Below are 19,935 nucleotides of genomic sequence, written 5' to 3'. Positions count from 1 at the left end.
TTGTCTCTGTTTGCCAACTAGACGATAGCTCTCGACAGCGACCCGAACGTCGGCAGTCCGAGGGCGATGGCGACCGGCAGGGTGGCGACGGTGCCCATCCCGCCGAACTTCCCGAGCGCGCCGACGAGTGCGAACTCGACGAGGAAGACGCAGAGGACGAACGTCCCGAAGCACAGGGCCGCGGCGATTCCCCGACGGACCCGCTCCTGTGGCAGCGCGACGAGTGCGCCCGCGAGTAGTAGCCCGAGCCAGTGGACCCACACGAGACCGAGGCCGACGACGACCGCCGCGGCCGTCGCGACGGCCCGCCTCCGGCGGTCGCCTCGCAGGTCGGCCAGCCGCGGAACGGTCACCGTTCGACCACCTCATCGGTCTCGAGGGCGACGGCGACGAACCGGCGGTCGACGCCCTTCGGAACCGACCGCTCCATCGGCTTGTACTCGCCGGCCGCCCAGCGCTCGAGCTGGTCGTGGTAGTGTTCGGAGAAGTACGAGCCCGAGTTCCCGCCCGGGAGGATGGCACGGGAGGTCCCGTCGAACGTCGCGACCATTCGCCAGCTCGCGCCCGTGCTCTCCTCGGAGTGGAAGTTCCGGACGGTTCCTGGCGAACCCGCGGTCGGCAGCCGCGGGTAGTTGAGAAACGGCCGGTCGAACGGGTGGGTGAACCGGACGCGGTTCCAGTCGCCGTAGTCCGTCCAGCTCTCCTCCGCGATGGTCGCCGCCGCGGCTTCCATCGCCGCGACGGCGTCTGCGTCGAACCGCTCGTCGTCCAGCGTTCCGAGCACCCAGTCGTTCGGGAGTGCGAAGTCCTCGGGGAGCCCCGACTCCGCGAACTCCGGCTCGAAGGTCCGCTCGCGGTAGGCGCGAAGCCAGTGCTCGAAGACGAGTGGCGCGACCGAGTCGGCGTCCATCCGACCGTCCCAGCCTCGAAGGACGCGGAACGGATCGAACTCGAGGTCGGGGAAGTCCGCCCGGCTCGATTCCGCGCTCGCACCCGCGAGAGTGGGTCTGAACAGCTCGAACCGGGGGTCGTAGGTGTCGAGCTGGACCGACTCGCAGAACTCGGAAGAGACGGGGTCGTCGCTGGCGACTCGCTGGTCGAGGAGGTCGTCGATGCGCTCGCCCCGGAACGGTGGGGCGTACCCCTCCGAGAGGTAGTGCGCCGGGTCGTTCACGAGCCGTTGATTGGCGGTCGCCACGTAGTCAGGGTTCTCGACGTGGGGGCGCTCGTCGAACGGGACGAACCCCTCCCACGACGACTCGCCGAAGGGCGTGTAGCCGTCTCCCCACTCCCCCTCGCGGGCGGACCCGTCGAAGATTCGCGTCCCGGAGACGGCGACGCCCTCGGTCGTCCGGATCGGTATCTGTCCCGTGACCCAGTAGAGCGTCTCGCCGTCGCGGTCCGCGTAGACGAAGTTCTGTGTCGGTTCGTCGAATAGCCGAAGGGCCGCCTTCGCGTCGTCGACGCCGTTCGCGAGGTTCAGCGCGTGGATCGACTCGACCGTCCGGGTCGCCGACAGGCCGGTCCAGGCGACCCCGAGCCGGTCGGCGACCCGGAGCTCGTCGCCGTCGGGGAACTGCGAGAGGACGGCGCCGTGGACCGATTTCGTCACGTCGACCTCGCGGTCCGGGCCGCCCGCAACGTCGACCGTCTCCGTCCGGACGTCGAACTGGTGAGTTTCGTCGCCGTACCGGTAGCCACCGTCGCCGGTCGTATCGTACCGGTAGAAGTCGATGACGTCGATACCAGCGTTCGTGAATCCCCACGCACCAGCGTGGTTCTGGCCGATGACGACGAACGGGACGCCCGGGAACGTGACCCCGCGGACGTCGAGCGGGTCCGGACCGACGACGTGCTGTTCGTACCAGACCGGCGGTACAGTCAGCTGGAGGTGCGGGTCGTTCGCCACGATGGGCGTTCCCGAGGCCGTGTGCTTGCCGGAGACGACCCAGGAGTTCGAACCGATACCCGGCCGGGTCTCGAAGTTCGCGAGCCACGAGACGAGCCCGGGCTCGGGCACCGTCGCGTCTGCCGACTCTCCGGGCGATTCCGGTTCGCCTTCTCCCAGGATGGGCGAGTCGTGCTGGAGCAGCCGCGGATAGAGTCTCTCCGCCGCAGCACCGCCGAGTCGGTTCCTGACGAGCGCCTTCCGGAGGGTCCGAAATGAGCCGGTCAATCCCCACGCTATCTGCTTCTCGACGAGCATCGACGCCCGGGGCGTCCACGGCTTCGGTTCGAACGCCAGCAGCCGGTACTCGAGCGGCGTCGTCTCCCGTTCCCGCGCCGCGTTGACTCCGTCGACGTACGCCTCGACCACGGCCGCCGTGTCGGTCCCCTCCACCCGTTCCCAGGTCGCCTCGGCCGCTCCGGCGAAGTCCATCTGCCGGTGGAAGAGGTCCGAGTCGAGCGCGACGTCTCCGACGACGGCGGACAGTTCACCCGCCATCAGCCGCCGGTAGAGGTCCATCTGGAAGTACCGGTCCGCGCCGTGGCAGTAGCCGACCGCGAAGTAGGCCGCCCGCTCGTCGTCGGCCCGGACGTGTGGCACGTGGTCGTCGTCGTAGCTGACGGTCGCCGACCCGTACGGGCTCTCGACCCTCCGGTCGGTCGCGTCATCGGCCGCTCCCCAGACGGTCCCCGACCCGGGTGCGAACCGGTCGAGGTAACGCTTCGCGTCGGTGAGCGTCATCCCGCCGACCCCCGCCCCGAGGACCGCCGTGAGGATAGCACGGCGCGTCGTCTCTCGTGTCACTCGTACCTGACACACGGCGTGGTCGTCGTATAGTTGTTTCCCGGGGCGGAGCCGTCACTCTCCCGTCGTGATTCGTGAACTGCTTCTTTGGTACGGTGAGCGACGACGGAATCGAGAGACGTACCAGTATCACAGGAAAGGACAGACGACAGCGCCGCTCGACGACGAGAAAGAACGAAAGAACCGAAAACCGCTCGAAACGACCGGCTTACTCGTACAGCCAGGTCGCGGTCTCCTTCTCCCAGTCGACGAGTTCGTCCTCGTCGAAGAAGAGCGAGATCTCTCGCTCGTTGGAGCCGGGGTCCTCGTGGTCGGAGCCGTGGATGACGTTCCGACCGAGGTCCAGACCGAAGTCACCGCGGATGGTGCCCGGCGCGGAGTCGGCCGGGTCCGTCTCGCCCATCATGCCGCGGACCTGGCGGATGGCGTCCTGGCCCTCCCAGACCATCGCCAGAACCGGACCGGACGTGATGAAGTCGACGAGGCCGTCGAAGAACGGCTTGTCGGCGTGCTCACCGTAGTGTTCCTCGGCGAGCTCCTGGTCGATCTGCATGAACTTCGCCCCGACCAGCTTCAGACCGCGGTCCTCGAAGCGAGAGACGATCTCGCCCATGAGGCCGCGCTGGACGCCGTCCGGCTTGACCATGACGAAGGTGCGCTCGTGCTCGCTCATTCTTCGGTCTCCTCCGGTGCGGCCGAGCGGGAGCCTTCTTTCGTCCACTTGAGGTCACGCGGTTCGCGACCCAGCGATGCGTTCTTCTCGCACTTCGACGAGCAGAAGTGGACGGTCGTCCCGTCCACGTGGACGAACATCGTGCCCGTGCCGGGCGTGATGTCGTCGCCACAGTACTCGCAGTCTCGGGTTTTGACCATTTATTGACCTCCGATGGAGTCGGCCTCGCGGGCGGTCTCCCGCAGCTGCAGGATGTCGCCCTCGCGGACGGGGCCGAGGCAGTTTCGCGTGATGATGCGACCCTGATTTTCCCCTTCGCGGATGCGGCACTTGACCTGCATGGCTTCACCGTGCATGCCGGTCTTGCCGACGATCTCGATGACTTCCGCGGAGGTGGATCCGTCTTCGGACTCTTCGGCACTCATGGATTACCTCTACAGGTCCTCGAGCTTGCCGGCGATGTCCTCGACGTCGTTCGATGCTTCGCCAGCGTCGACGACGGCTGCGGCGGCACTACCGACTTCGAGGCCAGCGGCGTGACCGACGTCGTCCTGGGTCTCGATGAAGACGACCGGGATGCCCTTCTCGTTCGCCAGCTCGGGGATGTGCATGACGATCTCCTCGGGCGTGACGTCCTCGGCGACGTAGACGAGCGAGGCGTTGCCGCGCTCGATGGCCTTGGTCGTCTCGTTCGTTCCTTTCTTTACGCTTCCTGTGTCTCGGGCGACCTCGAGCGCCTCGAGGGCGTCCTCGGCGAGGTCGGCTGGGATCTCTTTGTTGACGTATACTGGCATGGTTGTTCACCTACTCCCACGCGTGGGCTCGCGCTCCCCTGCCTTCGTGGGGGGAATCCCCCACTGACCGCCGGCTGGGAAGACGGCGGCCGGATTCCTGTGTGGCTAGGAGCATCATCAACCCCGCGTAGGGCGTATCACGTCGATACAAGACGGTCGTTAATAAGGGTGTCCAAACGCGCGGCGGTGTGCGAGGACGGAACACGAACCCGCTGGCGCCGGTCGGAGAGCGGTTCAGCGGGCGAACGTGTACGGGTCGGGAACGATTCCCATCGCGAACCACAGGTCGTTGTGGCCGTAGCCGTCGACCTCGACGATCTGGTCGCCGTCGAACCGGACCGTGTAGACGAGGTCGCAGGTGAATCGCATCCCGGTCGGCTTGAAGACGAGCTCCTCGCCGTCGATGGTCTGTCGCCACTCGTGCTCGAACGTCCCCGTCCGGGTCGTGCGGACGACCACGGTCTCGCCGTCGACGTGGACGTTCTCGACGTTCTCGGAGACGTCCGGGACGGCGTCGTGGAAGCGTTTCATCCGCTCCGCGAGGTCGTGCGCGCCGAACCGTCGGCCGGGGTCCGACATCAGGACGCAGTCGGGTGCGACGTGCTCGTAGAAGACCGTCGGGTCGCCCCCATCCTGGCCCATCGTGACCAGCCGGCGCACTATCCGTTCGTACTCTGCACTCTGCAGGTTCTGTTGCCCCCCAGGCATGAGTGAGAGTAGTCGCCGGCGAACTTATAGTTGACCGCAGTACGTATCAGGTCCGTAACCACCCGCCGAACGACAACGCACTTGCCGGTACCCACCCAATCCGTCGGCATGAATCCGGTCGACGTCGCCACGGCACTCCGCGCGGAGGCGAAGGCGACCAACGAGCGGCGGCTGCTCGTCCTCTCCGGCGAGCGAGACGCCTGCTACGACGCGGTCTCGGTCGTCCTCGACGGAATCTCGGTTCCCATCGCGGCCACGGCGCTCGTCGGCGAGCGAGATTTCCTCCGCTGTCGACAGGTCACGCCTCGTCGGGCCGGCGAACTGCTCGGGACCACGACGGAGTGTATCGTGGTCGACGCCCACGACCAGCTCAGGCCGAACACCCTCGGGAAGGTGGTCGGGGCGGTCGACGGAGGCGGTCTACTGGTCCTGCTCGCACCACCGCTGGACGACTGGCCGACTCGACGGGACGGGTTCGACGCAGGGATGGCCGTCCCGCCGTTCTCGGTCGACGACGTGACCGGCAACTTCCGGACCAGGTTCGTGGAGACGCTCCGCGCCCACCGTGGTATCGCCACCGTCGACGTCAACGACGGGACCGTCCTCGACGACGGACTGACGCGACCGGCACCACGACTCGTCCGTGGAGGTTCGGACGAGAACGATTCCGACGACCTCCCCGTCCCGACCGGCCACACCTTCCCCCGTGCTGCCTACGAGGCCTGCCGGACCGTCGACCAGGTCGAGACCGTCCACGACTTCGAGTTCCTCCGTGAGTCGAACCGGGCGCTCGTACTCGAAGCGGACCGCGGGAGGGGGAAGTCCAGCGCGGCCGGAATCGCCGCCGGTTCGTTCGCCGCCGACGGTGAAGACGTCCTCGTGACGGCACCGAGCTTCGCCAACGCTGCCGAGGCGTTCGACCGGGCCCGCGACCTGCTCGAGACGCTCGACGTCGCCGGCGACCACCCGAACGACACCCATCTCGTCACGACGACGGGGGGTGCAGTCCGGTACGAACCCCCGCAGGTCGCGGCGGCTACCGCCGAAGAACCGGACGTGCTCGTGGTCGACGAGGCCGCCGCGATATCTGTCCGACTGCTCGACGCGACGCTCGCGGCCGACAGGGTCGCCTACGCATCCACGGTCCACGGCTACGAGGGTGCCGGCCGTGGGTTCGCGGTTCGGTTTCGGGACCACCTCGACGAGAGCGACCACGAGGTTCGCGAGTCCCGCCTCGCCGAACCCATCCGGTACGCCGCCGGTGACCCCGTCGAGGTCTGGTCGTTCGCCGCGCTCGGACTGGATGCCAGACCCGCCGTGGACCCGCTCGTCGCCGACGCCACGCCGGATACCGTCGAGTACGGCCGCCCCACCCCGGCCGACCTCCTCGCGGACCCCACGCTCCTGCGCGAGACCTTCGGCTTGCTCGTCCTCGCCCACTACCGGACCGACCCGGACGACCTCGCGCGGCTGCTCGACGCCCCCAACCTCAGGGTTCGAACACTCACCCACGAGGGCCACGTCGTCAGCGTCGCCCTGCTCGCCCGCGAGGGCGGCCTGGACGCCCGGACCAGAGCCGCCTGCTACGAGGGCGGCCGCATCAACGGGAACATGATACCCGACGTGCTCACCAGCCAGCTCCGGGACGAAGCGGCCGCCGGGCCGGTCGGCCACCGCGTCGTCCGCATCGCGACCCACCACGCCGTCCGCTCCGGCGGCCTCGGCTCGCACCTCCTCGAACGCATCCGCGCGGAGTTCGCCGACGCGGTCGACTGGCTCGGCGTCGGCTACGGTGCCACCCCCGAACTGCTCCGGTTCTGGGACCGCAACGGCTACCGGACCGTCCACCTCTCGACGACCCGGAACGACGTGAGCGGCGAGTACTCCGCCGTGATGCTCTCTCCCTGTTCACCCGCCGGCGAAGCGCTCCACGACCGGCACGCCGGCTGGTTCGCCCGCCGAATCGGCGGCGTCCTCACGGACGCGCTCCGGGACATGGACCCCGACGAGGTCCGGGCGGCGCTTGCGGCGTGTGACGCGACCGTCGACCTGGACCTGGACGAACGAGACTGGCGCGCCGTCGCCGGGACGGCCTACGGGGCCGGCCTGTACGACGTCGCGCCGACACCCTTCCGTGAGCTGGCCGTCAAACACCTCGTCGACCCCGCCCCTGGCGCGCCCGACCTCTCACCGCAGCACGAGCGGGTCCTCGTCATGCGGGTCCTGCAGGCGAGAGACGCCGAGACCGTCGCGGATGAACTCGGCTACCACTCCTCTCGGCTGGCGATGCGAGCGCTCGGAGAAGGGCTCCGACCCCTCGTCGACGCCTACGGGGACGAGGTCGCTGCAGAAGAGGCACGACGCCACCGCGAAGAGGACGGCTCGAATCAGGGGTAGATTGGAGAGGCTGGCACCCCAAGTACCGTCCATGCAGTGTGCGACGCCGGACTGCGAACGGGAGGCCGCCGTCAGACTCCACGTCCCGTGGGACGAGAACAGGGACGTCTGTGTCGCCCACGCACGGGCGCAGGTACACGAGGACGGAATCGTGGCCGAGCCGCTCGAGGGGATGGAGTCGGAGTGGCGCTGAGAAAGAGGGACGGGTGAAGTCGAGACTTACAGTGAGACGGCCATCATCACTTCGTCGACGTAGTCGCCGCTGATCTTGTAGTGGTTCGCACGCACGGCCTCGGTCTCCCAGCCGTGCTTCTCGAGGAAGCCGATGGCGTCCTCGTTCGTCGCCGGGACGCTGTTGTACAGCTTCTCGTAGTCGTTCTGCTTCGACCAGTTGACGCCGCGTTCGAGCAGGTGGGCGCCGATGTCGTTCCCTCGGTACTCCGCGAGGACGCCGACGGTCAGCTCGGCGGTGTGGTGGAGCTTCTCCAGTTCGGGGGCGCGGATGTGGACCCAGCCGACGACCTCGTCGTCGACCGTCGCCACGAAGAACATGCGCGACTCGAGCTCGTTATGCCGGAGCAGGACCTCCTCGTGGTCGAGGATGTCGGCGACCTCCTCGGCCTCGATGTAGGTACCCTCGTCGGCGACGTGCCGGACGGCACCGATGAGTCCGGACAGGTCGGACTGGTGGGCTTGCCGGATGACGAACTGGCAGTCCTCGCCCTGGTGTTCCTCGGCCGCACCCTCGTCCTCGAACGCGACGCTCAGTACCCCGTCGTCGTCGGACAGGTAGCCGTCGCGCTTGAGGATGGCAACGTGGTGTCTCACCGCTCGTGGGTCGAGTTTCAGTGCCTTCTCGACGTCCTTTCGCTTCACCGTTCCGTGGCTCTCGACGTACTCGTAGAGCTGCTGGCGGTCCTCGTGGTCGAAGCTCAGTTTGTCGGTGAGTTTCATGGTATCTGTTACCATCTCACGCTACTTAATCATTTATCGTGAGAAGGTCGTCGTCGAGCGCACCGCTCGGGGAGCGATAATCACGAGGAATGGTGGAGACGGGGCCCCGACTCAGTTCCGGTCCGGCACCGTCGTCAACAGCTGTGCGACGTCGCGGGCGCTGTGGGTCTGGACGAACACCTCGGCCGCCGTCTGCAGGGCGAACGAACAGTCCATCTCGATGCCGTAGCACCGGACGTAGAGGTCAAGCCACCGGTTCAGGATGCGCTCGAGCCGTCGGCACTCGACCGCCGGGAGATGCGGGCCGCCAGTGCGGCAGTCCGCGTACAGCAAGACGGTGGGGCCGACGCCCTCGCGACAGTACTGGATGGCACGCGCATCGGGGTCGTCGGGCACCGCAAAGGACGACTCGGCGGCCGCCACCTCGGCTTCCAGTTCGTCGACGCGGGCCGTGACGGCGGGGTTCTCGTCGGACGAGTTCGCACTCACCCCGTCGGCGCTGTCGTCAGCACCGTCGTCCGAGCCACCACTCCTCGTCGTCTCCGGCACGGGTCAGCCCTGCTTGAACTCGACGCCCTTCCCGCCGCGCGGGTGTTCCCACGTCGTATCGGCGACGACCGCACAGGTGCCACACTCGACGCAGGGCTGGGTATCGAGGCTCACGACCCTCTCCTCGGAGCCGTTCCGCTTCACCGTCTCCGAACGGTAGCAGCCGCCGCCGAATCCCTCCGCGGAGACGGGGCAGGCCGTGACCGCGGTCCCGCTCGCCTCGTACGACTCGTCGTTCACGACGATGTGCGGGTTCCCGACGTCGGTGTCGTACGTGAGGTCGCCGATGCGCTCTTCCAGACTCGGCGGTTCGACGTGGCTCTCTCCCCCGACGGGGAGACCCTGTACCTCGCCGATGAGCGACGGGAGCGTCACGTACGCCGTCCGGATGTCGGGCAGCATCGCCATCATCGTCGGCGAGTTGAACGCGCGCCCGACCAGTTTCTCGCTGACGCCGCGTTTGAGGACGAACCGGCCGACGGCGGAGGTCGCGACGGTGTCGACCAGGTCCGAGACCGCGTCTCGTTCGCTGAGCCGTCTCGACGCCCGGTAGGCGCGCGGCTTCAGCTTCTCCATGATTCCCTCGTGCTGGAGCATCTCGGTGTACCGCTGGCCGGCCGTCGTCCCCGAACGGCCGCGAGCCGTCACGAAGGCGTCCGCCGCGAGCGCGCCCGCGGAGACCGCGTGGTTCATCCCCTTGATGATGGGGCCCTGGGCCTGCATCTGGCCGGCGGCGTCGCCGACGACCAGGAGCCGGTCCCGGTGCGGATTCGACAGCGCCGCCTTCTTCGAGTCGGGCACCAGCTTCGCGGAGTACTCCAGTTCGACGTACTCCTCGGGCAGCCAGCGCGCGAGGTAGGGATGCGTGAGCAGGGCGTCGAGCAGTTCGTGTGGCTCGGCGCGCTCGGCGGCGAGGCTGTCGAGGTGGAACACGGTCCCGATGGACAGCGTGTCCTGGTTGGTGTACATGAATCCGCCGCCGCGGACGCCCTCGAACAGGTCGCCGGAGAACAGGCGAGCGACGCCCTCGTCCTCGCCCACGTCGAACTCGTCTTCGACGTGCCCCTCGGGCAGGTCGACGACTGCTTTGACGCCCTGGAAGTACTCCTCTGGGTCCTCCCAGTCCATCAGCCCGGCGTCGCGGGCGAGCTCGGAGTTGACGCCGTCCGCGGCGATGACCACGTCTGCCTCGATGTCGTCGAGTTCGTCGCAGGTGACGCCGATAATCTCGCCGTTCTCGCGCAGGAGGCCGTTGACGCGAACCTCGGTCAGCAGGCCGCCGCCGGTCTCGCGACACTTCTCGTGGACGCGCTCTGCGAGCCACGAGTCCATCTTCCGGCGGAGGACCGCGTCGCACCACTCGGTGTCGTTCTCGTGCAGCCGGGTGAGGTCGTAGGACTTGACCTTCCCGCCGGCGAGGTTGTCCATGTGGTAGTCCGTGATGGGGCGTTCGCTCGCCTCCTCGCGGAAGTCCTCGAACAGGTCGTCGATGGTGTACGGTGCCGACTGCTCCGCGTAGAGCAGGCCACCCGAGACGTTCTTCGAGCCGGCGTCGACGCCGCGTTCGAGCACGAGCGTCTCGACACCGTGGTCGGCGAGCCTGGCCGCGGCGGCCGCGCCTCCCGGGCCACAGCCGACGACGACCGCCTCGTAGTGTTCTCGATCAGTCATCGTCGTCACCTCCGGCAACCGCGGCGTCTGCGATCGCGGCCTCCAGTTCTCCGGTCTTGACGGCTTCGATGAGTCGTGGCATCACGTCGAACAGGTCTCCTTCGATGAAGTAGTCCGAGAAGTCCCGAATCCGCGCGTCGGGGTCGGTGTTGATTGCGATTATCACGTCCGATTCGTCCATGCCGACCTTGTGCTGGACCGCCCCGGAGATGCCCGCGGCGATGTACAGCTTCGGTTCGACGACCTGGCCGGTCTCGCCGATCTGGCGTTCCTCCTTCGTGTACTGTTCGACGTGCCCGTCGAACTGGTAGGAGCCGGTGACGATGCCGCGGGTGACGCCGACGTCGGCGTCCTCGAAGCTGTCGGCCAGTTCGACGCCGAGTTCCATCCCACGGGTCGGGTCGTCGCCGATTCCACGACCCATCGCGACGATGACGTCGCGACCCGAGAGGTCGACGCCCGAGTCGAGGACGTCTGCGTCTTGCACCTCGACCCGGAACCAGCCGTCGTCGAGTTCGGTGTCGCGCCTGACCACCTCGCCCTCGCGAGAGGGGTCCTGCTCGGGCAGGTCGAAGCTACCCGGGATGACCGAGCCACCCTGCGGGTGGAACTCTCGATTCGGGTTGTCGATGCAGAGGATGGTCGAGTACTCGAAGCCGGAGAAGTCCGGGCGCTTCATGTGCAGGATGCGCTCGAACGTCTTCGTCGTCCCCGGTTTCCCCGTCTTCACGGGGTTCGATATCTCCGCCGAGTCGATGTACAGGCCCGAACAGTCCGAGGCGAGCCCGGAGTCGAGCTCGCCCTGCACGAGGGCGGAGAGGTCGCGACCGTTGTTCGTCGCCGGGAACAGGACGTACCGCGGCTCGTCGTAGTCGCGCCAGTCGGACGGTTCGGGGTCACCCTCCCCGGGTTCGCCGCCCCAGCGGGCCATGTCGCAGAATATCTCGGTGTAGGGTTTGTGCCGGAACCGGTCGAGCCGTTCCTCCTCGGTGTAGACGACGACGTCGGCACCGCAGGCGATACACTCGTCTGCGTGTTTCTCGACGTCGTCACCGATGAGGACCGCGACGACTCGTTCGTCCTCGCCGTAGTCGTCGTTGTAGTCGTCCATCAGCTCGCGAGCCTTGCCGAGCATCTCGCGCGAGACGTCGAGCAGGTCGCCGCGCTGGGTCTCACAGTACACCCACATGTCGCCGTAGGTACCGTCAGCGAGCGCCCTGACGTGCTGTTTGTCCGCGGTCGGGTGGTCGAGTTCGGGGTACTTCTCCTCGGGCGGGAGGTCGGGCTCGACCTCCCCTTCCTCGGCCTCCTCGTCGGACTCGGAGAGGTCATCGATGCGTTTCTCGATGAGTCGCTTCGCGCTCTTTCTGTCCTGCCCCTCCGTCTCCCGCTCGAGCAGCGCCTCGAGCTGGCTCACGTCGTCGATATCGCGCACCGCGTTCCCGATATCGGCGACGGACATGTCGCCGGGGTCGAGTGAGTCGGCGTCGAGCGCCTCGTCGTCGGCGGTGAACTTCTCGATGCGGCTCTCGATGAGCTTCTTCGCGGCCGCACGGTCCTGTCCCTCCTCCTCCGCCTCGAGGATGGCCGTCAGCTCGTCGACGTCCTCGATGTCCTTCAGTGCCGGTCCCAGCTCCGAGATGTCGTACTCCCCTGGATCGAACTCTGTCATCGTCAGTCACCCGCCGCGAACGGCGTCAGCTCTTCGAGTACCGCTTCCATCCCCTCGGTGTCGTCCGGCGTGACCATCGTCGCCTCCCGTTCGGCTGGCGCCTTCGGAATCGGGTCCACGGAGGACACGATGGTCGGCGACCCGTCGAGGCCCACGTAGTCGGGGTCGAGGTTGAGCGCCTCGTGGTCCCACATCTCCAGGTGGTCCTCGTAGTTCTCGGCGCGCTCTTTCGTCTGTTCGCGGAGGTCCTTGTGCCGGAGTCGGTACTCCGCCCGCCGGTACGAGGGCTCGAACTCGGGGTCGGTGACGACGAAACAGGGTAGCGGTGCCTCGACCGTCTCTATCTCGTCGACGTCGCCCTCGACGAGTCGCTCCGCGCGGAGCTTCCCTGCTTCCTCGTCGATATCGAGCGAGAGGACGTGCGTCACGATGGGCCAGTCCAGACACCAGCAGGTTTGCGGACCGGTGTGGCCCGTCTCCCCGTCGGCGGTCTTGAAGCCCGCGAACACGATGTCCGGCGGGTTCTCCATCTGGTTCAGCGCCGCCGAGAGCGTGATGGAGGTCGCCCAGGTGTCCGCCGCGGCGAACTCCCGGTCCGACACCAGCACGAGGTCGTCGGCGTAGACGTCCCGCATCCCCTCCTCGAGGATACCCTGGTAGCCGGGCGGTCCCATCGACAGGAGCGTCACGTCACCGCCGTGGCGCACCTTCGTCTGCAGTGCGGCACGGAGCGCGAACTTGTCGTTCGGGTTCATCACCGTCGGTGTCTTGCCACGTTCGAGGTGGCCGTTCTCGTCGAAGGACACCTGCCCCTCGCGGAAGTCGGGCACCCCCTTGGTCAGAACTGCGATGTGCATCTATCTGGCCACCTCAGGCCCGCCCCTGTCGGCCGGCGTCCACGTCGATGGCGTCGACCGGGCAGACGTCGACGCAGAGCATGCAGTCGATGCACTGCGCCTCGTTGGCCGGATCGGCCTTTATCTCCGACTCCGGATGTCCCGGCGTATCCACCCACTCGAACACGTCCACCGGACAGTCCTCCAGGCAGGCGCCGTCGGCGAGACAGATGTCGAAGTCCACCGCGACGTGCGTCCCGTGGATACCCAGCTCCTCCGGCTCGTCGACCGGGCCCCACACGTCGTGTCCGTTGTGCTCATCGACGACAGTTCGGTTGTCTTCGAAGTTCGGGTCTATGGCCATTGTCACCTAGTGGCATCCAACGGCAGGAACTTAAATCTACGTTCGTGAACGACGGCGCTCGCGGGCGATTTCTTCGTTCGTCTGGGGAATCACGCCGGCTGGATTCGTGGGGAATCGAGGGTATCCATTCGTTCAGAACCGATGTGAGAGAAAGAGTCATGACACCGACCCGAGTACTCACCGTATGCCCTCAACTCCGGTCGCCGCCCTCGCCGGGGCCTTCTCCAGTCCGGTCGCCGGCACGTCACTCGCGTCGATCACCGGCCACTCGCTCGCCGCTCCGCTCGCCACCGTGGGCGGTATCGACCTCCCCTTCATCGTCGCCGTGGTCCTGCTACTGGTCGGCGTGGTCGGTAGCGCCGTCCCCTCGCTCCCCGGCCCACTCGTCTCCGTGGTCGCCGTCCTCGGCTACTGGTGGGTCGGTGACGGGCTCGGCACGCTCGCCGCGATCGCGCTCGTGCTCGTCGGGCTGTTCGCCGTCGTCGTCGACCAGCTCGCGAGCGTCGTCTCCACGAAGGCGAGCGGCGCATCGTGGACGACGACCGCACTGGCCGGACTCGCCGGACTCGTGCTCCTGTTCGTCGCCGGCCCGCTGGGTATCATCGTCGGCGTCGCCGGCACCGTCTTCGTCGTCGAGCTGTACCAGAAAGGGGACCACGAACACGCGGCCAGGGCCGCCGCCTACACGACCGTCGGCATCCTCGCCAGCGCGGTGGTCCAGGTGCTGTTGACCCTCTCGATGCTCGTGGGGTTCGTCGTCGCCGTCCTCCTCTGAGGCCGGGACGCGTTTCGCCTGTTCTACTGGTGCGCGACGGTCTTACTGTACGCGACCGTTCTACTTGTGCGCGAAGTACGCGACAGAGCCGTCCTCGCCGTGTGCATCGACGCGAGCGAAGCCCACGCGCTCGAACTGGACGAGTGCGTCGACGGGCTGGTCGCGGAAGCCGGGCTCTGCGTGGCCCTCGACCACACCGTCCATCGTCCACAGCTCGACCGGGACGTTGTCCTCGGCGGGGACCCAGTGCACCACGTCGACGCCCTCCTCGCGGACCGCGTCGATGTCGTCGCCGGTGTACTGCAGGGCGTCGCGGGTGTAGCGGAAGCAGCCGAGTCCTTTCAGCCAGACGCGCTCCTCGCGCTCGGGCAGGTCGTCGGGCTCGAGCAGGACCGCGTTCCCGACGGGGATGTCGCGGTCGCCACGGTCCGGGTGGTCCGGGTGGACCGCCGGGTGGCCGGCACCGGGTGCGCCGCCGGTGATGGCGAGTTCTGTTCCCTCACGGACCAGGAACTGTCGGTCGGTCTCGTCGTCGACGAGGTCGCGGTTCTTCGAGTAGACCGTCGACATCGCGAGGTCGACGTCGCTCGTCGAGGTTCCGAGTTCGAGCATCGACTGGACGATAGCCTCGCCGCGGATGCCGCGGCGGCGCAGGCTCTTGATGGTCGGCGCGCGGGGGTCGTCCCAGCCGTCGAGCTTGCCCTCTTCGATGTGCTGCTTGATGGTCGAGGTGGACATCTTGACGTCGTAGGCGTCGACCTGGACGTGGCCCCAGTGGACGACCTCGGGGTACTCCCAGTCGAAGTAGTCGTAGAGGAAGCGCTGGCGTTTCGCGGAGTCCTGCAGGTCGATGCCGCGGATGATGTGGGTGATGCCGACGAGGTGGTCGTCGACGCCGGACTGGAAGTCGAGCATCGGCCAGCACCGGTAGTCCTCGGCCTCCTCGCGCGGGTGCGGCGTGTCTATCATCCGGAAGGCCACCCAGTCGCGGAGTGCCGGATTCTTGTGTTCGATGTCGGTCTTGACCCGGAGGACCATCTCGCCGGAGGTGTACTCCCCGTCGACCATGTCCTCGAACTCGCTCATCGTCGTCTCCGCGTCCTTGTCGCGGTGCGGGCACGGCTTCCCGCTGTTCTTCAGCTCGGAGAACTCCTCGCCCGAGCACGAGCAGGTGTACGCGCCGCCCATCTCGATGAGTTCGCGAGCGTGGTCGTAGTAGGTCTCGACGCGGTCGCTCGCTTTGAAGACCTCGTCGGGCTCGAAGCCGAGGTACTCGACGTCCTCGAGGATGCCGTCGTAGGCGTCGAGGTCGGGTCGCTTCGTCTCGGGGTCGGTGTCGTCGAAACGGACGCAGAACCAGCCGTCGTAGACCTCCTTGTACGTCCCGATGACGGCGGGCATGCGGGCGTGACCGAGATGCCACGGGCCGTTCGGGTTCGGCGCACAGCGCATCCGGACCTGGTCGTAGGCGTCGACGTTCGGGAGGTCGCCGAGGACGCGGTCGTCCTCCTCCGGTTCGGCGTCGAGCTCCTCGAGCATCTCGGGAGCCAGCTCACCCAGTCGCTCGCGCTTGCCCTCGTGGTCGAGGCCGTTCACGCGCCCACAGACCGCGCCCACGATGCCCGGAATCTCGTCGCCGTGCTCGCGGAACGACGGGTTGTCGCCCATCAGCGGCCCCATCACCGCCCCGACGTTCGCCTCGCTCTCGTGCTTGATGGCGTTGAACAGGGCGTGTTTCTCTGCCTCCTCTTCGACCTGCTCGCGGAGTGCATCGTCCATTACCCACACGTACAGACACCGCCGTCAAAACAGTCGTGATGTGTCGCCGGCCGAATCGTCGAACCGGTGCGTTCTACACCAACGTTCCGAACCTACACGTTCTGCCGAAGTCGTTGCCTCCGCCGAACCGCATCGCCGTTCGCCTGTGGTTGCCTCCACGTGTGACCGGGATACGCCGGTCGTGCGAACCGCCGAGATCGTCTTCCGCCCGCACCGCGAATCCGCCCGTAGTGCCGGGGTCGCCGACACAGCCACTGACAGGGAACCTACTGGGTAGCCGCCTTCGGGAAAGTGCGCGTGTTGAACACGCGCTGGGCTACCAGCGAGTCCGACATGTCTCCGTTCCGCCACTGCTTCACCCACGATGCTTCCACGTGGTAGGACGTCGCCTGCGACTCGAACCGGTCCTCGATGGTGACGTCCAGGCGCTCGGATGGACCGCCGTGGTCCACGATGAGCCCGTACGCCGAGATGACGAGGCCGATCTCGCTTCGCGACTCTGCACTGGTTCCTGCCTGCGACGCGTACGAGAGCTCCACCAGCCCGTCCGCGTACGTCATACTCGTCACGTCCATGCCGTGTTCCTCGGTCAGAATCCACCTGAGTTCACCGAGCGTTCCTTCGCCATCACCGTCCGGCTGACTGGACTCCACCTGGTCCGTTCCACCGAGGCACCCGGTGAGTCCGAACGCGACCGTCGCCGCCCCACCGGCGAGCAGCCGCCGTCGAGTCATCGTTGTGCTGTCCTGTGGCATGGCTACGACTGGTACCGGTACCCCAGTAAAACCGCGGACGGTTTCGAGCGTCGAATCACCCCTCGACTCAGCGACTGAGTCGGGCGAGAACTGCGAGAAGAGAGGGGAACGAGCCTCGATACGCGTCTCAGTACTCTCGCTCGATGAGGTAGTCGGCGATGTCGCACAGCAGGTCGCGTGCCTCGTTGTCCGGGAGGACGGAGAGGCGCTCCTTGCCGCGCTCGACCAGCTCGATGGCCTTCTCGTTGGCGTACTCGATGCTGCCCGACTCCTCGAGCTGGGCGACTGCCGTGTCTATCTCGGCCTCGGTCACGTCCTCGACGCGCTCGGTGTCGACGAGGTCGGCCACGTCGACGCCCTGGTCGCGTGCGTGGACCGTGATGAGCGTCTGCTTGTTCTCGACGAGGTCGGAACCTCGCTGTTTGCCCAACTTCTCCGACGGGACGGTCAGGTCGAGCACGTCGTCCTGAATCTGGAACGCGCGTCCGACGTCGAGCCCGTACCCGTAGAGGGCGTCGACGACCTCCTGGTCGGCGGAACAGAGCTGGGCTGCGATCGCCGCCGAGGCGGCGTACAGCACCGCGGTCTTCTGCTCGATCATCTCGAGGTACTCCTCGGGGAGTACGTTCTCGCGCTGCTCGAAGGCGACGTCGAGGCTCTGGCCCTCGCAGATCTTCGTACAGGTCGAGGCGAGCGTGTCCATCGCTTCGACGACCTGTGACGCGGGGGCGTCGGTGTTGAGCATGATCTCGAACGCCGACGAGTAGAGCGTGTCACCGGCCAGGATGGCGGTGTCGAGGTCGAACTCCTTGTGGACGGCCGGAACTCCGCGGCGGAGGTCGTCGTCGTCCATGATGTCGTCGTGGATGAGCGTGAAGGTCTGGATGACCTCGACGCTCACCGCGGCTGCCAGCAGGTCCACCGGTTCGTCGGCGAGCGACGGGAACTCCCGGTAGTCCGTAGACAGCGGCTCGACGTCCATCAGCGCTTCACCGACCACGAGCAGGACGGTCGGCCGGAGACGCTTGCCGCCCGCGTCGAGCAGGTAGCGCGACGCTTCGTACAGGCGCTCCGGACGCTTGATGGGCAGTTCCTCGGTGATGGCGTCGTTGACCAGCTCGCGTCGCTGGCCAACCGCATCGAGCACGGTCTGTTCTCTCGTCTCGGCGTCTTTCATCATTCGGTCAGCTGGATCATGTTCCCGTTCCGAGTCACGTGGAGGTCACGCCCCATCTTGTAGCCCTCGCTCTCTGCGAGGTCGACGTAGCCGGAGAAGCCCTTCATGTTCTGGTGGGCCGGGATGACGTGCTGGGGCTGGAGTGCCTGCAGCATCTCGTAGTGACCTTCCTGGTTCAGGTGACCGGAGACGTGGATGTCGTCGTAGATGCGAGCGCCCTGCATGCCCAGGAGCTTCTCTGCCTGGTAGCGCTGGCCCTCGTTCGTCGGCTCCGGGATGACGCGGGCGGAGAAGACGACCTTGTCGCCGTCGTCGAGCTGGTACGGGGTCTCGCCACGGGCCATCCGGGTGAGCATCGCACGGGGCTCGCCCTGGTGGCCGGTCACGATGGGCAGGAAGTTGCCCTTGCCCTCCTTCATGACCCGCTTGAAGGTACGGTCGACGGACTTGCGGTGGCCGAACATCCCGAGATCGCCCGGGAAGTCGACGAAGCCGAGTCGCTCTGCCGTACCGGAGTACTTCTCCATCGAGCGCCCGAGCAGGACCGGCTGGCGGCCGATATCACGGGCGAACTCGACGAGCGATTTGACACGGGCGATGTGGCTGGAGAACGTCGTGGCGACGATGCCGCCCTTGTAGTCCTCGAGCGAGTAGAGCACGTCCTTGAGGTGGCGTCGCGCGACGGCCTCGGAGGGCGTGCGGCCCTTCTTGTTCGCGTTGGTACAGTCCTCGATGTAACAGAGGACACCGTTGCCCTCGCGGCCGATTTCACGGAACCGCTTCATGTCGATGGGGTCGCCGATGACCGGCGTGTGGTCCATCCGCTTGTCGAGGCCGTAGACGACGGCACCCTCCGGCGTGTGGAGGACCGGGTTGATGGCGTCGATGATGGAGTGCGTGACGTTGACGAACTCGAGTTCGACCTGCCCGGAGTCCCCGATGGACATCGTCTCGCCCGCGTCCATCTTCACCAGGTCGTTCTCGACGCCGAACTTCTGCTCGCCTTCGATCTGCTGTTTGACGAGCTCGATGGTGAACGGCGTCGCGACGATGGGTGCGTTGTACCGGTGGGCCAGCTTCGAGATGGCACCGATGTGGTCGAGGTGGCCGTGTGTGGGCACGATGGCCTGCACGTCCCCCTCGAGGTCGCTCATGATGCGGTCGTCCGGAATCGCCCCCATGTCGATGAGGTCCAGACTGTGCATCTTCTCTGTCTCGACGTTGTCGTGGATGAGCACCTGCGAGAGGTTGAGGCCCATGTCGAACACGACGACGTCGTCGCCTGCGCGGACGGCAGTCATCTGCCGGCCGACTTCTTCGTAACCGCCGATGGTCGCAATTTCGATTTCCATTGTTGGTAGCACCGAAATACCGCTTCTCGGTATGCAAACACCCGCGACTGTAAGGACACTCGCCCCGGCGTCTTGCAGCACGTCGGCGTGAATCCCGCTATGTGGTCGTAGCGCGCGACCCGAAACGGCCGACGGCACCCCTGCCGTGGCCACCACCACATTTACCCGCGGGCTCTGGTATTGGGGCTTTCAACCCCCAGGATTAAAAGCGCGTGGGTTGTCGAGCGGTCATCCACCCGCCACGCCCAGGCCCGTGATATCATAGCACAAGCTTACGTCGCTGCAGAGCTAGCGTTCGGTATGCCACGGTGCTCGTTCTGTGGTGAAACACCCGACGGGCTCCCGTTCACCTGCAACGAGTGCGGGAAGACCCACTGCGGAGCACATCGGCTTCCGGAGCGCCACCGCTGTCAGCAGCTCGGCCGCATCGCGGACAGGCCCACGGGGGCCGGTACGTTCATCGGGAATCCCGGCGACCGCCACGATCGGACCCGTCGATTCGACGGTGGATACACCTCGTTCACGAGCGTGCTCGACCGGCTGTTGCTGCCGCTTCGTCGGCTTCGCCGCCGCGTCGAATGACTGCCCGCAGAGAGGTCTGAGCAACCACGACGGGTGGGAGTTGATGCAGCGACGCGTGCCCGGGAGAGCTGATGCAGCGACGCGCGCCCGGGAGTCACGAGTGGGGACGCACGGGTGAGGGACGCTGCTTTTGTCGCTGGAATCG

The 19,935-nt window shown here is 66.8% G+C and carries 21 protein-coding genes; 4 read left to right on the top strand and 17 right to left on the bottom strand.

The genetic code is table 11. The annotated features are described in order from the left end of the window. Positions 1 to 17: 17 nt before the first annotated feature. The 7 genes from ACSC1Y_RS01095 to ACSC1Y_RS01065 all read right to left on the bottom strand — a co-directional run bounded on the left by ACSC1Y_RS01095 (position 18) and on the right by ACSC1Y_RS01065 (position 4,927). The gene (locus tag ACSC1Y_RS01095) at positions 18 to 353 is read right to left on the bottom strand and encodes a hypothetical protein (protein WP_435332701.1); all 336 of its coding nucleotides are present in this window, start codon (positions 351 to 353) and stop codon (positions 18 to 20) included. Then, the gene (locus ACSC1Y_RS01090) at positions 350 to 2,752 is read right to left on the bottom strand and encodes a penicillin acylase family protein (protein WP_435332700.1); all 2,403 of its coding nucleotides are present in this window, start codon (positions 2,750 to 2,752) and stop codon (positions 350 to 352) included. Before ACSC1Y_RS01090 ends, ACSC1Y_RS01095 begins: the two co-directional genes overlap by 4 nt. A gap of 208 nt (positions 2,753 to 2,960) precedes the next feature. After that, entirely contained in the window at positions 2,961 to 3,425 is a 465-nt protein-coding gene (ndk, locus tag ACSC1Y_RS01085) for a nucleoside-diphosphate kinase (RefSeq protein WP_435332699.1), read from the bottom strand. After that, positions 3,422 to 3,625 (bottom strand): 50S ribosomal protein L24e, encoded by a 204-nt coding sequence (locus ACSC1Y_RS01080; protein WP_435332698.1) that lies wholly within the window; start codon positions 3,623 to 3,625, stop codon positions 3,422 to 3,424. The genes ndk and ACSC1Y_RS01080 overlap by 4 nt, the downstream gene beginning before the upstream one ends. After that, positions 3,626 to 3,850 carry a 30S ribosomal protein S28e gene (locus ACSC1Y_RS01075; RefSeq protein ID WP_435332697.1) on the bottom strand — a complete coding sequence of 75 codons (225 nt, stop codon included), beginning with the start codon at positions 3,848 to 3,850 and terminating at the stop codon, positions 3,626 to 3,628. It abuts the gene before it with no gap. Between the two features lie 9 nt (positions 3,851 to 3,859). Next, positions 3,860 to 4,219 (bottom strand): 50S ribosomal protein L7Ae, encoded by a 360-nt coding sequence (gene rpl7ae / locus ACSC1Y_RS01070; RefSeq protein WP_435332696.1) that lies wholly within the window; start codon positions 4,217 to 4,219, stop codon positions 3,860 to 3,862. A 234-nt stretch (positions 4,220 to 4,453) separates the two neighbouring features. Continuing rightward, positions 4,454 to 4,927 carry an ester cyclase gene (locus ACSC1Y_RS01065; RefSeq protein ID WP_435332695.1) on the bottom strand — a complete coding sequence of 158 codons (474 nt, stop codon included), beginning with the start codon at positions 4,925 to 4,927 and terminating at the stop codon, positions 4,454 to 4,456. A 108-nt stretch (positions 4,928 to 5,035) separates the two neighbouring features. On the opposite strand from ACSC1Y_RS01065, the gene tmcA reads away from it, so the two are divergent. Next, entirely contained in the window at positions 5,036 to 7,324 is a 2,289-nt protein-coding gene (gene tmcA, locus ACSC1Y_RS01060) for a tRNA(Met) cytidine acetyltransferase TmcA (RefSeq protein ID WP_435332694.1), read from the top strand. Between the two features lie 31 nt (positions 7,325 to 7,355). Beyond that, complete coding sequence (locus ACSC1Y_RS01055; RefSeq protein ID WP_435332693.1) at positions 7,356 to 7,517, top strand: DUF8014 family protein; 162 nt, start codon at positions 7,356 to 7,358, stop codon at positions 7,515 to 7,517. A 26-nt stretch (positions 7,518 to 7,543) separates the two neighbouring features. On the opposite strand, the gene ACSC1Y_RS01050 is transcribed toward ACSC1Y_RS01055, so the two are convergent. The 6 genes from ACSC1Y_RS01050 to ACSC1Y_RS01025 form a co-directional block, all read right to left on the bottom strand. After that, entirely contained in the window at positions 7,544 to 8,278 is a 735-nt protein-coding gene (locus ACSC1Y_RS01050) for a GNAT family N-acetyltransferase (protein WP_435332692.1), read from the bottom strand. A gap of 111 nt (positions 8,279 to 8,389) precedes the next feature. After that, positions 8,390 to 8,827: a DUF8055 family protein gene (locus ACSC1Y_RS01045; protein WP_435332691.1), complete on the bottom strand. Its 438-nt coding sequence runs from the start codon at positions 8,825 to 8,827 to the stop codon at positions 8,390 to 8,392. A gap of 3 nt (positions 8,828 to 8,830) precedes the next feature. Next, entirely contained in the window at positions 8,831 to 10,498 is a 1,668-nt protein-coding gene (locus tag ACSC1Y_RS01040) for an FAD-dependent monooxygenase (protein ID WP_435332690.1), read from the bottom strand. Next, on the bottom strand, positions 10,491 to 12,170 hold the full coding sequence (locus ACSC1Y_RS01035) for an electron transfer flavoprotein subunit alpha/FixB family protein (RefSeq protein WP_435332689.1): 1,680 nt from the start codon (positions 12,168 to 12,170) through the stop codon (positions 10,491 to 10,493). The genes ACSC1Y_RS01040 and ACSC1Y_RS01035 overlap by 8 nt, the downstream gene beginning before the upstream one ends. Positions 12,171 to 12,172: 2 nt before the next feature. Further along, entirely contained in the window at positions 12,173 to 13,027 is an 855-nt protein-coding gene (locus tag ACSC1Y_RS01030) for an electron transfer flavoprotein subunit beta/FixA family protein (protein ID WP_435332688.1), read from the bottom strand. Between the two features lie 13 nt (positions 13,028 to 13,040). Further along, positions 13,041 to 13,370 (bottom strand): 4Fe-4S dicluster domain-containing protein, encoded by a 330-nt coding sequence (locus ACSC1Y_RS01025; RefSeq protein WP_435333165.1) that lies wholly within the window; start codon positions 13,368 to 13,370, stop codon positions 13,041 to 13,043. Positions 13,371 to 13,554: 184 nt separating this feature from the next. On the opposite strand from ACSC1Y_RS01025, the gene ACSC1Y_RS01020 reads away from it, so the two are divergent. Continuing rightward, the gene (locus ACSC1Y_RS01020) at positions 13,555 to 14,145 is read left to right on the top strand and encodes a DUF456 domain-containing protein (protein ID WP_435332687.1); all 591 of its coding nucleotides are present in this window, start codon (positions 13,555 to 13,557) and stop codon (positions 14,143 to 14,145) included. 60 nt (positions 14,146 to 14,205) lie between these two features. Here the strand turns inward: ACSC1Y_RS01020 and ACSC1Y_RS01015 are convergent, their stop codons facing one another. The 4 genes from ACSC1Y_RS01015 to ACSC1Y_RS01000 form a co-directional block, all read right to left on the bottom strand. After that, the gene (locus tag ACSC1Y_RS01015) at positions 14,206 to 15,924 is read right to left on the bottom strand and encodes a glutamate--tRNA ligase (protein WP_435332686.1); all 1,719 of its coding nucleotides are present in this window, start codon (positions 15,922 to 15,924) and stop codon (positions 14,206 to 14,208) included. A gap of 266 nt (positions 15,925 to 16,190) precedes the next feature. Further along, positions 16,191 to 16,679: a DUF8159 domain-containing protein gene (locus ACSC1Y_RS01010; protein WP_435332685.1), complete on the bottom strand. Its 489-nt coding sequence runs from the start codon at positions 16,677 to 16,679 to the stop codon at positions 16,191 to 16,193. 127 nt (positions 16,680 to 16,806) lie between these two features. Next, on the bottom strand, positions 16,807 to 17,856 hold the full coding sequence (idsA3, locus tag ACSC1Y_RS01005; RefSeq protein ID WP_435333164.1) for a geranylfarnesyl diphosphate synthase: 1,050 nt from the start codon (positions 17,854 to 17,856) through the stop codon (positions 16,807 to 16,809). Next, positions 17,856 to 19,208: an RNase J family beta-CASP ribonuclease gene (locus ACSC1Y_RS01000; protein WP_435332684.1), complete on the bottom strand. Its 1,353-nt coding sequence runs from the start codon at positions 19,206 to 19,208 to the stop codon at positions 17,856 to 17,858. The genes idsA3 and ACSC1Y_RS01000 overlap by 1 nt, the downstream gene beginning before the upstream one ends. 300 nt (positions 19,209 to 19,508) lie before the next feature. On the opposite strand from ACSC1Y_RS01000, the gene ACSC1Y_RS00995 reads away from it, so the two are divergent. Next, positions 19,509 to 19,790 carry an AN1-type zinc finger domain-containing protein gene (locus tag ACSC1Y_RS00995; protein WP_435332683.1) on the top strand — a complete coding sequence of 94 codons (282 nt, stop codon included), beginning with the start codon at positions 19,509 to 19,511 and terminating at the stop codon, positions 19,788 to 19,790. Positions 19,791 to 19,935: the final 145 nt, after the last annotated feature.

The organism is Haloarchaeobius lipolyticus, assembly GCF_051208015.1.
In the GTDB taxonomy this organism is placed as follows: Archaea; Halobacteriota; Halobacteria; order Halobacteriales; family Natrialbaceae; genus Haloarchaeobius.
Note: the sequence above shows the minus strand (reverse complement) of the source record. Positions and strands in the feature narration are given on the sequence as shown.

Excerpts from the sequence above, each read along its gene's own strand:
- ndk (WP_435332699.1), bottom strand. The coding sequence starts at position 3,425 with ATGAGCGAGCACGAGCGCACCTTCGTCATGGTCAAGCCGGACGGCGTC.
- ACSC1Y_RS01080 (WP_435332698.1), bottom strand. The coding sequence starts at position 3,625 with ATGGTCAAAACCCGAGACTGCGAGTACTGTGGCGACGACATCACGCCC.
- ACSC1Y_RS01075 (WP_435332697.1), bottom strand. The coding sequence starts at position 3,850 with ATGAGTGCCGAAGAGTCCGAAGACGGATCCACCTCCGCGGAAGTCATC.
- rpl7ae (WP_435332696.1), bottom strand. The coding sequence starts at position 4,219 with ATGCCAGTATACGTCAACAAAGAGATCCCAGCCGACCTCGCCGAGGAC.
- ACSC1Y_RS01065 (WP_435332695.1), bottom strand. The coding sequence starts at position 4,927 with ATGCCTGGGGGGCAACAGAACCTGCAGAGTGCAGAGTACGAACGGATA.
- tmcA (WP_435332694.1), top strand. The coding sequence starts at position 5,036 with ATGAATCCGGTCGACGTCGCCACGGCACTCCGCGCGGAGGCGAAGGCG.
- ACSC1Y_RS01055 (WP_435332693.1), top strand. The coding sequence starts at position 7,356 with ATGCAGTGTGCGACGCCGGACTGCGAACGGGAGGCCGCCGTCAGACTC.
- ACSC1Y_RS01050 (WP_435332692.1), bottom strand. The coding sequence starts at position 8,278 with ATGAAACTCACCGACAAACTGAGCTTCGACCACGAGGACCGCCAGCAG.
- ACSC1Y_RS01040 (WP_435332690.1), bottom strand. The coding sequence starts at position 10,498 with ATGACTGATCGAGAACACTACGAGGCGGTCGTCGTCGGCTGTGGCCCG.
- ACSC1Y_RS01035 (WP_435332689.1), bottom strand. The coding sequence starts at position 12,170 with ATGACAGAGTTCGATCCAGGGGAGTACGACATCTCGGAGCTGGGACCG.
- ACSC1Y_RS01030 (WP_435332688.1), bottom strand. The coding sequence starts at position 13,027 with ATGCACATCGCAGTTCTGACCAAGGGGGTGCCCGACTTCCGCGAGGGG.
- ACSC1Y_RS01025 (WP_435333165.1), bottom strand. The coding sequence starts at position 13,370 with ATGGCCATAGACCCGAACTTCGAAGACAACCGAACTGTCGTCGATGAG.
- ACSC1Y_RS01020 (WP_435332687.1), top strand. The coding sequence starts at position 13,555 with ATGCCCTCAACTCCGGTCGCCGCCCTCGCCGGGGCCTTCTCCAGTCCG.
- ACSC1Y_RS01015 (WP_435332686.1), bottom strand. The coding sequence starts at position 15,924 with ATGGACGATGCACTCCGCGAGCAGGTCGAAGAGGAGGCAGAGAAACAC.
- ACSC1Y_RS01010 (WP_435332685.1), bottom strand. The coding sequence starts at position 16,679 with ATGCCACAGGACAGCACAACGATGACTCGACGGCGGCTGCTCGCCGGT.
- idsA3 (WP_435333164.1), bottom strand. The coding sequence starts at position 17,856 with ATGAAAGACGCCGAGACGAGAGAACAGACCGTGCTCGATGCGGTTGGC.
- ACSC1Y_RS01000 (WP_435332684.1), bottom strand. The coding sequence starts at position 19,208 with ATGGAAATCGAAATTGCGACCATCGGCGGTTACGAAGAAGTCGGCCGG.
- ACSC1Y_RS00995 (WP_435332683.1), top strand. The coding sequence starts at position 19,509 with ATGCCACGGTGCTCGTTCTGTGGTGAAACACCCGACGGGCTCCCGTTC.